9 protein-coding genes are annotated in these 10,365 nt (G+C 67.8%); 4 read left to right on the top strand and 5 right to left on the bottom strand.

The window, feature by feature from the left end:
* From Q7T84_RS17095 to Q7T84_RS17085, 3 genes are all read left to right on the top strand, one after another.
* The coding region (locus Q7T84_RS17095) for a DUF3458 domain-containing protein (protein WP_304811228.1) at positions 1–1,696 on the top strand (1,696 nt) is incomplete at its 5' end.
* Positions 1,697–1,782: 86 nt separating this feature from the next.
* The gene (locus Q7T84_RS17090; RefSeq protein ID WP_304811226.1) at positions 1,783–2,283 is read left to right on the top strand and encodes a response regulator; all 501 of its coding nucleotides are present in this window, start codon (positions 1,783–1,785) and stop codon (positions 2,281–2,283) included.
* 196 nt (positions 2,284–2,479) lie between these two features.
* Positions 2,480–4,897 carry a PAS domain-containing sensor histidine kinase gene (locus tag Q7T84_RS17085; RefSeq protein ID WP_304811225.1) on the top strand — a complete coding sequence of 806 codons (2,418 nt, stop codon included), beginning with the start codon at positions 2,480–2,482 and terminating at the stop codon, positions 4,895–4,897.
* On the opposite strand, the gene Q7T84_RS17080 is transcribed toward Q7T84_RS17085, so the two are convergent.
* The gene (locus tag Q7T84_RS17080; RefSeq protein ID WP_304811224.1) at positions 4,898–5,875 is read right to left on the bottom strand and encodes a dienelactone hydrolase; all 978 of its coding nucleotides are present in this window, start codon (positions 5,873–5,875) and stop codon (positions 4,898–4,900) included. It lies immediately after the preceding gene.
* Positions 5,876–5,994: 119 nt separating this feature from the next.
* On the opposite strand from Q7T84_RS17080, the gene Q7T84_RS17075 reads away from it, so the two are divergent.
* Positions 5,995–6,759 carry a LytTR family DNA-binding domain-containing protein gene (locus Q7T84_RS17075; protein ID WP_304811222.1) on the top strand — a complete coding sequence of 255 codons (765 nt, stop codon included), beginning with the start codon at positions 5,995–5,997 and terminating at the stop codon, positions 6,757–6,759.
* Here Q7T84_RS17075 and Q7T84_RS17070 read toward each other — a convergent pair.
* The 4 genes from Q7T84_RS17070 to Q7T84_RS17055 all read right to left on the bottom strand — a co-directional run.
* Positions 6,756–7,241: a periplasmic heavy metal sensor gene (locus Q7T84_RS17070; RefSeq protein ID WP_304811220.1), complete on the bottom strand. Its 486-nt coding sequence runs from the start codon at positions 7,239–7,241 to the stop codon at positions 6,756–6,758. The two genes, Q7T84_RS17075 and Q7T84_RS17070, sit on opposite strands and share 4 nt — an antisense overlap.
* Entirely contained in the window at positions 7,241–7,660 is a 420-nt protein-coding gene (locus tag Q7T84_RS17065; protein WP_304811217.1) for a hypothetical protein, read from the bottom strand. The genes Q7T84_RS17070 and Q7T84_RS17065 overlap by 1 nt, the downstream gene beginning before the upstream one ends.
* 4 nt (positions 7,661–7,664) lie before the next feature.
* The gene (locus tag Q7T84_RS17060) at positions 7,665–8,213 is read right to left on the bottom strand and encodes an RNA polymerase sigma factor (protein ID WP_304811216.1); all 549 of its coding nucleotides are present in this window, start codon (positions 8,211–8,213) and stop codon (positions 7,665–7,667) included.
* Positions 8,214–8,385: 172 nt separating this feature from the next.
* The coding region (locus Q7T84_RS17055) for a glutamine-synthetase adenylyltransferase (RefSeq protein WP_304811215.1) at positions 8,386–10,365 on the bottom strand (1,980 nt) is incomplete at its 5' end.

The raw sequence follows: 10,365 nt of genomic DNA, 5'->3' as shown, positions 1-10,365 counted from the left end.
CCGCATCACCTGCCGCGACTGGTTCCAGCTGTGCCTGAAGGAGGGCCTGACGGTGTTCCGCGACCAGGCGTTCAGCGCCGACATGCGCGGCGAGGCCGTGCAGCGGATCAAGGACGTGAAGGCCCTGCGCGCCCGGCAGTTCCCCGAGGATCAGGGCCCGCTAGCCCACCCGGTGCGGCCGTCGAGCTATCTGAAGATCGACAACTTCTACACCGCGACCATCTACGAAAAGGGCGCCGAAGTAATCCGGATGCTCAAGACCCTGATCGGTCCTGAGAAGTTCCGCGAAGGCATGGACCTCTATTTCGACCGCTGGGACGGCCACGCCACCACGGTCGAGGAATTCATCCGCTGCTTCGCCGAGGTGACCGGCAAGGACCTCAGCGACTTCTTCGGCTGGTACGAGCAGGCCGGCACCCCCAAGGTCTCGCTGACCCACGCCTATGACGCCGACGCCCGCACCCTGCGGATCGAGCTGAGCCAGGAAACCGCGCCGACGCCAGGCCAGCCGGACAAGCGCCCGCTGCCGATGCCGGTCACCATCGGCCTGCTCGACGGTGAAGGCCGCACCCTGGCCTTCAAGCGCGACGGCGAGGCGCTCGATGAGACGATCGTCGTACTCAACGCCGCCCAGGCCAGCGTGACCCTGACCGATGTCGATTCCGCCCCGGTGATTTCGGCGCTGCGCGGCTTCTCGGCGCCGGTGACCCTCACCACCGACGCCCCGTCCAAGGACCGCTACGTCCAGCTCGCCTCGGACCCGGACCTATTCAACCGCTGGGAAGCTGGCCAAGACCTGGCCCGCGCGCTGATTGTCGCCCGCGCCAAGGACATGCCCGACGAGGTCGGCGAGGAACGCTTCGCCGAGGCCATGGGCCGGGCGCTGAACGACCAAGCCTCCGATCCGGCCTTCAAGGCGCTGCTGCTCTCACTGCCCAGCGAGTCCGATCTGGCGCTCGCCATCCAACCCGCCGATCCGGCGGCGATCCACACCGCGCGCGAGGCCCTGCGCACGCGCCTGTCGCTGCACCTCGTCGAGGATCTGAAGCGCCTTCATATCGGCCTTCAGGAATTGGCCGAGTTTTCGCCGGACGCCGCCAGCGCCGGACGCCGGGCGCTGCGCAACGCCGCCCTGGATCTGCTGGCCGCCAATCCACGCGCCGAGATCGGCGAACTGGCTGAGGGCCACTATCGCGCCGCGGCGAACATGACCGACGCCATGGGCGGTCTTTCGGCCCTGATGCTGGTCGGGGGCGAAGCCTATGAGAGCGCGCTCGCCGACTTCTTCGATCGCTGGAAGTCCGAGCCGCTGGTCATCGACAAGTGGTTCGCCCTCCAGGCGCGCGACCCCAATGAAACCGCGCTCGGCCGGGTCATGGGCCTGACCACCCACCCCGCTTTCGAGGAAAAGAACCCCAATCGGCTGAGGGCGCTGGTCTCCACCTTCGCCAACTTCAATCAGGCGCGGTTCCACGACGCAAGCGGCGCCGGCTACCGGTTCCTCGCCGACCAGATCCTGGCGGTCGACGGCTTCAATCCGATGACCGCCGCGCGGTTGGTCGAACCGCTGGGCGGCTGGCGGCGCTACAAGCCCGAGCTCGGGGCGTTGATGAAGGCTCAGCTCGCCCGGATCGCGGCGACCGAAGGCCTATCGAAGAACGTCTATGAACTCGCCACCAAGGCGCTCGCCGACTAAGGCGCGGGCGCCGGGAAAGAACAGAATCTTTACGCTAATTCCGCAACTTCACTCCCGAGCAGCTTAACTCGGGAGACAGCCAGTCCATGTCGGTCTCACTCAGCCGAGTGCGGTTCCTGATCGTCGACGACAACACCCATGCGGTGAACCTCGTCAAGGCGATGCTGCGGGGCTTCGGCGCCGATCAACTCTATGACGCCCAGACTATCGACGCCGCCCAGCGGCGGATGAAGATCACGCCATGCGACATCGTGATCCTCGACTATATGCTGGGCGCCGAAGAGGGCGTCACCTTCGCCCGCTGGCTGCGAAACGATCCCGACAGCCCCGCGCCCTACACGCCGATCATCCTGCTGACCGGCCACGCTGATCGTTCGAAGATCGTGGCCGCCAGGGACGCCGGCGTGAACGAGTTCTGCGTGAAGCCGGTTACGCCGGCTGACCTGATGAAACGCATCGCCTGGGTGATCGACCGGCCCCGTCCCTTCGTGCGCAGCAACACCTACTTCGGTCCCGACCGACGTCGCCACGACGACCCGAACTACCGTGGCCCGGAACGTCGTGCCGAACGCCAAAGCAAACCATGATGATCACAACGTGACGTGCCTCGTGACGCGCCGCGCGCGCTTGCGTAGACTCGGGCGCACGGGTGACTCGACTTAGGGCGCAAGGGAGCGGCGGGCTTTGGCCAGACGCGGGGGCAAAGACGCGACTGAGACTGAGGCGAGCCAGCCGAAGGGCGGCTCCGCGCCCAGCGCCCGGGCCGGCGTAAGTCCGAACGTCATGCGGATCGCGATCCTGACGACCCTGCTGCTGCTGGCGATCTGCACCGCGCTCGCCATCGTCAAGATCGGCCGCGAATCCCAGTCCGCGGCGCCACAGAACCTCACCCTGGGCAGCCGGACGGACGCGCTGGCGGCCCGTCTCGACGCCGAGGGCGCTGCGCTTCGCGGCGGGCTGACGGCGACGCAAGAGATCCTGCGGCGCAAAGCCGACCCGCCCCTGGACGCCGCCGAGACCGGACTGGCCGTGACCGATGGCGCGGCCATGGCCGTCGCCGTCTTGGACAACCAGGACGTCATCGCGGTCGCCGGCAAGGCTGGCGGCGTCGACTGGCGCGCCCTCGCCGTCAAGGCCGAACGCAGCGGGGGCACCATCTGGATCGGCGCCGCCGATCAAGACCCATCGTCCCTGGTGATCGTCGGCAACGTCAGCACCGACCAGGGCCGCCGCCAGATCGCGGTGGTCGGGGCTCCGAACCGTCTGGCGAATGCGTTGGATCCAGATCAGGTCGTGGCGACCGCGCAGGGCCAGATCATGGTCAGCGGCGGTCGGCCGAGCCAACTGACGCAGGCCTATGGCTTGTCCCCCGCCGAACTGCGCCGTTCACGCGACGTGGTTCGCGGAGCAGGACCCGATGGCGAACCACTCGATCTCGCCGCGCGCCCGGCCATGGGCGGTGCCTTGCTGGCGGTATCGGCGGCGACGCCGAGCCGGAACCTCAGTTCGACCGCCATCCAGCTGGCCTGGTTGACCATTCCGCTCGGGATCACCTTCCTGCTCGGCCTGCTGCTGTTCCATCAAAGCCGCAAGATGGAGGGCGCTCAGCAGGCGGTGATGGATTCTGAGCGTCGGTTCCGGCTGGCCGTCGAGGCCGCACGATGCGGCATCTGGGAATGGGATCTCACCACCGACCAAATGTTCATGTCCGACGCCACCGGCGCGATCTTCGGCTGGGGCGGCGGCGGGATCATGGCCGGCCAAGACGTGCTGGACCGGGTTTCGCCCGATCACCGCGAGCGCGTGCGTCAAGCGCTGTCGACCGCGGCCATCTATGGCGGTTTCGATGTGTCCTTCCGCATCCCGTCGCTGACCGGCGGCCGGCCGACCTGGATCGACGCGCGCGGGCAGGCCTTTGGACGATCAGATGAAGACGGCTATTCGCGGATCATCGGGGTGGCCCTCGACGTCACCGAGGAACGCATGGCCCAGGCCCGCGCCCAGGCCGCGGAGAACCGCCTGCGTGACGCCATCGAAAGCGTGTCGGAAGCCTTCGTGCTCTGGGACCGCAATGGTCGGCTGCTGCTCTGCAATCAGAACTATCGCAACGTCTTCTCGCTGGAGACCAAGCTGCTGACGCCCGGCGCCGGGCGCGAGGAAATCAATCGCCTCGCCCAACTGGCTATCCACCAGGAGATGCCCAGCCCCGACGGCCGCAAGGGCGTGCGGGAGGCCGAACTCTCCGACGGCCGCTGGATCCAAATCTCCGAACGGCGCACCGCCGAGGGCGGCCTGGTGGTCACGGCGGCCGACATCACCGCCATCAAGACCCAGGAGGAGGCCCGCCGGCTCAACGAGCATGAGTTGCAGCGGGCGATCGTCAATCTGGAGCGCAGCCAGGAACAACTCTCCGAGCTGGCGCGCAAGTACGAGACCGAGAAGGTCCGCGCCGAGGGCGCCAACAAGGCCAAGAGCGAATTCCTGGCCAATATGAGCCACGAGCTGCGCACTCCGCTGAACGCCATCAACGGCTTCTCCGAGATCATGGTGGGTGAGATGTTCGGCCCGCTCGGCGACGCCCGCTACAAGGGCTACGCTCAGGACATCCTCTCGTCGGGCCAGCATCTGTTGGCTCTGATCAACGACATCCTCGACATGTCGAAGATCGAGGCCGGGAAGATGGCTCTGAAGTTCGAGCCGCTGTGGCTGGAGGAAGTGGCCGAGGATGCGGTGCGCCTGGTCCGCAACCGCGCCGAGGCGGCGGGCCTGGCCCTGTCCATCGAATTCCCGCACCTGCCGGAAGTCGAGGCCGATTACCGCGCGTTGAAACAGGTGCTGTTGAACCTGCTTTCCAACGCCATCAAGTTCACCCCGCGCGGCGGCCGGGTGACGATCAGCGCCGAGGGGCGGCACGACCCTCTGGGCGAACGCGTTCGCATCAGCGTGCGCGACACCGGCATCGGCATCGCCCAGGACGACCTCGCGCGCCTGGCCAAGCCCTTCGAGCAGGTCGAGAACCAGCATTCCAAGACCACCCAGGGATCGGGCTTGGGCCTGGCGCTCACCAAGTCGCTGGTCGAGATGCACGGCGGCTCGCTCGATATGCAGAGCGCGCCCGGCGAGGGCACGGTGGTCAGCTTCTCCCTGCCCGTCCGCCAGAGCGGCGCGGTCCGCACCGCCCCGGGCTTCGCCGTCGCCTGACTATCGGCCCTTGGTCAGTTGTTCCTGAAAGAAGCGAACGACCTTCTGGTTGAAGTCGGCGTGGAACGCCCCTCGGTCGAACCCGCTCGCGCTCGTGCAAATCACCGGCTGAATGGCCGTCAGGGCCGGCGAGCAAGGGGCCAGGAAGTCGAAGTGCCCCGCTCCGGCGACCACATGCATCTCAGGCGCGTTCGGCAAGGCCACGCGCACGGCTTCCGCATAGAAGGGATTCGGAAGGATCATGTCGTTATCCGCCCGCCACAACTGGACCGGCGTGCGCACGCCCGCCAGGCCGTTCTTGCCGAACGTGAAACCCAGCGCCGGGGCGGCTGACACGACAGCCCGTATCCGCCGATCATGAACCCAATCCGGCGTGCCCGAAGCAAGCTCGCGCCCCACCAGCTTGCAGTCGAAGAAGGTTGGATGGGCTCGACAATGCTCGCCCAGTCGCGACAGATCAGGAACGCCGCCCGCCGCGGCCAGCACCGTGAAGCCGCCCGACGAGAACCCGAACGCCCCGATCTTCGTGGCGTCGAGCAAGGCATGCCCGGTCCAGTCGGCGAGCATATAGTCGATCAAGCCATGCAATTGCGCGGTGCGGAGCCACACCGCGGTCGCCTGGCTCTGATCGCGGAAATTATCGCCGGGATGGGTCGGCGCGGCGACGACAAATCCCGCCTCCGCCAAGGCCAGGGCGGTGTCATGATGACCCGACAACGATCCACCGTTCCCGTGCGATATCACCACGAGGGGTAGGCTCGCGCCGACAGGGATCGCGTCCGCCGCCACGACCTGAGTGAACAATTCGAGCCGTTGTGGTTTCGGTACGGCGTCGGCCGGATACCAGACCCCCACCTCCATCTGGGCTCCGCCGGGGACAGGAATGGATAGGTGCTGATAACCGACGGCGGCGAGAACCGGAGTCGGCGCGTAGAGAACGCAAAGGGCCGCAAGGGCCTGTTGAAATCGTTGAAACATCGGAACCTCGTGAAGAACTGGCAGCACCCCTGTTCGTCGAAGTGCGAGGTTTCGGCGAGGCCGGCTGCGCGAATGGGCGAACGGGTTCGCGAACGGCCGGATGGCGCTATGATCTCCATATGAGCAGAGGATCGCCGACAGCACCGCCCGCGCCGCGCATCTGGCTGATGACCTTGGCTGGCGCGGCGGCCATCGGCCTCTTCCTTGGCCTTATAGGACCGTTCGGCAGCTATCTGACCGGCCCCTCCTGGCAGCGCGTCGCCTATTGGGTCGCGACCCTGTCGCTGGGCGCCGTCGCGTTCGCGCTTCCGGCCCGCGTCATCCTGCATCGAGGCATGGGACGTCTGCGAACCTGGATCTGGCTCGCGGCGCTGATCTTGACGGCTTCCCTGCCGTTCGCCGCCCTTATCGCGGTGATCGCCAGCGCCGTCTGGCCACACCTGGCGTCGAGGGGACTGCTCGAGTGGTATGGGCAGGTGCTCGCGATCTCGACTCCGCTCGTGGTCGGGCAAGCCTTGCTCTCCACCCGAAATCGCGCCCAGCAGGCGCCGATCGACACCCCGGCCCCATCGGCCACGCCGACCAACCTCCTGGGGACGCCCCCGTCCGAGGTGCTGTGCCTGCGCATGGAGGACCACTACGTCCGGGTCTACACGCGCTCGGGCTCGCGGCTCGTCCTGGCGACCATGGGCCAGGCTATCGCGGCTGTGGCTCCGCGCGAGGGGCTGCGGGTGCACCGTTCATGGTGGGTGGCGCGAGACGGAGTCGATCAGGTGATGGTCGAGGGTCGCAATCTACGCCTGCGCCTGACCAACGGCGTTGAGGCGCAAGTCGCTCGCTCGGCGATCGCCCCCCTCCGAGCCGCGGGCTGGTTGGACGCTTAGCGTGCTCCCGCCCGCTCCGGGCGCGATGGCTTGTGCGTTCGCGGCGGCTCGGCCAGAGCCGTCGCCAGCTTCCGCCGCTCAGTTGGCGTCAGGCCGCCTGCAAAGTCGACGATACGGCCGTCGATCTCACCGCGGGTGGCGGCCTCGCGATCGCGGATCTCCGCCAGGCGTTGTTTGGTCGTCGCCGGGTCAAAGGGGTCGGCGCCGAGCGTGCGCCAGGCCTGAGCCCTGGCCTCACGGGTCTGGCGCATGACGGTTCGCGCCTCCATCCCCTCACCGCGCAGCATGGTACGATAAGCGCGCGCCTGTTCGGGGCCGAGCACTTGGGCGGCGGCCCAGACCGGCTGGTTCATCCGGGTCATCGGCGGACGGTCGGGACGCAGGCGCTGGCCGACCACCAGCCCGCCGATCACACCGCCAACCAGGAAAAGGTTCACCGCCAGCGAAACGACGAGCACGATCAGAAGTGTCTTGCGGCTCATCACGCCCCCTCCCCGATCACCACGTCGGCAAGATCGTCATAGCCGCTGAGCGCCGCGCTCAACGTATCGTCCTGTTGGACGACCACGTCCGATAGCCTCACCCCGACCACCAGCCCGGCCGCGCAGGCCGCCGCCAGCCCGGCGCCTAGCCCGGCCCGCCAGAACCATCCGCGCACGCCGCTCCGCCCGCGCGGGGCTGGCGCACTGGCGGTCACCGCCTCCCGGAGTTGGTGGCTGACAGGCAGCGGCGCCCAGGCGTCCAACACGGCGTCCAGATCAGCCGGCGCAGCCAGCGCCGCCTTGGCGAAATCCGGATCCGCCGCCATCAGCAAGGCCGCGCCGTCGCGTTCGGCCGCCGGCCAGCGCGCGATGTCGCCGCCATAGATCTCGGCCAGGTCCTCGAAGCGTTCGCGGGTCATGAGGTTAGCTTTCCACCATATCCGACAGGGCCACGCGCAGGGCGCGCCGTCCTCTTGCGAGCAGGCTCTCCAAGGCGTCGACACTGACGCCCATCAAGGCTGCGGCCTCGATATTGGAAAGCTCCTGATAGTGACAGAGGCTCACCGCCTCCCTTTGACGATCCGGCAAGGCGCGCATGGCCGCGGCCACCCGCAAACCCACGTCTCGCGCCAGCAGGCCTCGATCGGGGGCTGGGCCCTCGTCGGTCTGCTCCGGCGGCGTATCGGTCGCGACCTCGCGGCGACGGCGCAGGCGATCGTAGCAGAGGTTCAGCGCCACACGGTGCAGCCAGGTGTCGAACCTGGCCACCCCGGGCCGCCAATCGCGCGCCTGTTTCCAGGCCCGCACGAAGGTCTCCTGGGCGACATCCTCGGCCTCGGCCGAATCTCCGAGCATCCGCCCCGCCAAGGCGAGCAGGCGCGGCAGCTTGCGCGCCACCAGCGCGCGCACGGCGGCAGGGTCGCCCTCGCCCACCCGCGCCAACAGCGCCTCGTCGGGATCGCCTGGATCCAAGCCTCACCTCACCCTGGCGGGGTTCAAGCTTGCTATGAGTTTCAAGCGGCGTCACGGCCGTGGTTCTGGCGCAGGGTGAGGACGGCGGCCTGCGGAACGTGCGTCATGAATTTTTCTCCGGGCGGCCAGCGTCAATCATAGCTTCAACGCAACGCCCGGCGCTTTCCGTCGATCAAGACCGCACAATGGTGTCGTAGGCTTGGCGCGCGCCGGCTCGAGCGGTGTCGAGCTTGGTCTTTAGCGCCCGGAAATCCTTGGTCTCGCCCGCTCGGGCCAGCAAGGCCCTGAACGCCTTCGGCTCGTCGGTAGGGTCGGCGTTGTCGGCCAAGGCCACCTTTAGCAGTTGGGTCAGGTTTTGTTGCAGGGTCCAGGCCTTGCGCAACGCCGCCAACGACGTGGTGGAGGCCACTCCCGAAGCGCCAGCCGCGGCCAAGGCCTCGGCGGTGTTCTGGCTGAGCGGACCGCCCTCGGCGGCGTGGGCGAGTTGCAGGAACTGGGCGGCGAACTCGATGTCGACCAAGCCGCCAGGTGAGAGCTTCAGGTCCCACTCGCCCTTCGGTGGACGTTCCTGCTCGAGAAGTTCGCGCATCTCGCGGACATCCTTGGCGGTGCGGGCGCGCTCACGCGGGTGGCGCAGGGCCGTCTCGATGGCGCTGGCGGCGTCGGCGGCGAAGGCCTCGGAGCTCGCCCAAACCACCCGTCCGCGGGTCAGGGCCATCAACTCCCAGGTCTCGGCCTCGCGATCATAATACTCCGCGAAGGCTGGGAAGCTGACCGCCACCGGTCCCTTGGTCCCCGAGGGTCGGAGCTGCATGTCGACTTCATAGAGTTCGCCCTCCCCGGTCGGGATCGACAGGGCCGCGATCAGACGCTGGGTGAACCGGCCATAGAAGGTCTCGGCGCTCCACTCCTTGATCGTCGACACTGCTCCGGGCGCGCCCGCTCGATAGAGGGTCATCAGATCAAGATCAGACCCCGCGCTCATCTCGCGCGAACCGCACTTGCCGAGCGCGATCACCGCCACATCGCCCTCGAACCCCCCGCCCAGCCGTTCGGCCTCGGCCAAGGCCGCCGGCGCCAGGGTCTGGATGCAGATGTCGGCGAGGTTGGCGAAGGCGCGGCCGGCGGTCTCGGCGCTGGCCGCCCCGCTCATCACCTGTACGCCGACGCGGAAGGCCTGCTCGCGGTGCACGCGGCGCACGGCGTCCATGACCTCCTCGAAGCCGTCGGCCCGGCTGACCGCCACCGCCATCGCGCTGCGGTCTTCCTCCGAATCCAGATCGGCGAAGAAGGCCCCGTCCAGCAGGGCGTCGAGCGCCGCCGGCCGCCGGGCCAGAGTGTTGGCGAGGCGCGGCGCGAACGCCATCACCTGCACCATCAACTCGAACAGCTTCGGCTGAGCCAGGAACAGCGACTGAAGCTGGACCCCCGACGAAAGCTTGGAGAAAAAATCCTCGAACCGGGTGAAGGCGGTGTCGGCCGCGCCGGAAGCCTGGGCGGCGTCGAGCAGACGCGGCGCCAGGCGGGTGAGCAACTCGCGCCCACGTTCCGTGCGCGTCGCCTGGATATGGCCATGGTGCCAATTGCGAATAGTCTGCGAAACGCGCGCGGGGTTGGAGAACCCCATGCGGCCGAGCGTCGCCAGCGTCTCCGGATCGTCCTCGACCCCGGTGAAAATCAGACTGCCAAACTTCGAGGAAAGCTGCTCTTCATCGGGGAACAGCTCGCCATAGCGACGATTGACGGTCTTCAAGGTCCGCTCGATAGCGGCGTCGAAGCTGCGCACCCGGTCATAGCCCGACAGCGCCGCCACCCGTTTGCGCTCGCCGTCGGATTCCGACAGCCGGTGGGTCTGTTCGTCGGCCAGCATCTGGATGCGATGCTCGGCGGATCGCAGCTGCTTGTAGGCCTCGGTCAGTTCGTCGGCGGCCTGGCTTGAAACATGGCCCGAGGCCTCGAGCGCGCGCAGGGCGTCCAAGGTGCGCGGCGAGCGAAGCTCGGGATGGCGGCCACCCAGGATCAGCTGCTGGGTCTGGACGTAAAACTCGATCTCGCGGATGCCGCCGCGACCAAGCTTGAGGTCCACGCCCTTGGCCGTCAGCCGGTCGTCGACCTTATGGACGTGGATCTGGCGCTTGATCGAGTGGATATC

The organism is Phenylobacterium sp. (assembly GCF_030654915.1).
Classification (GTDB): Bacteria; Pseudomonadota; Alphaproteobacteria; order Caulobacterales; family Caulobacteraceae; genus Phenylobacterium.
The sequence above is the reverse complement of the archived record's forward strand: the minus strand, read 5'-3'. Positions and strand labels throughout refer to the sequence as shown.

Bases quoted from the DNA above. Each gene is read 5' to 3' on its own strand.
- Q7T84_RS17090 (WP_304811226.1), top strand. From the start codon at position 1,783: ATGTCGGTCTCACTCAGCCGAGTGCGGTTCCTGATCGTCGACGACAAC.
- Q7T84_RS17085 (WP_304811225.1), top strand. From the start codon at position 2,480: ATGCGGATCGCGATCCTGACGACCCTGCTGCTGCTGGCGATCTGCACC.
- Q7T84_RS17080 (WP_304811224.1), bottom strand. From the start codon at position 5,875: ATGTTTCAACGATTTCAACAGGCCCTTGCGGCCCTTTGCGTTCTCTAC.
- Q7T84_RS17075 (WP_304811222.1), top strand. From the start codon at position 5,995: ATGAGCAGAGGATCGCCGACAGCACCGCCCGCGCCGCGCATCTGGCTG.
- Q7T84_RS17070 (WP_304811220.1), bottom strand. From the start codon at position 7,241: ATGAGCCGCAAGACACTTCTGATCGTGCTCGTCGTTTCGCTGGCGGTG.
- Q7T84_RS17065 (WP_304811217.1), bottom strand. From the start codon at position 7,660: ATGACCCGCGAACGCTTCGAGGACCTGGCCGAGATCTATGGCGGCGAC.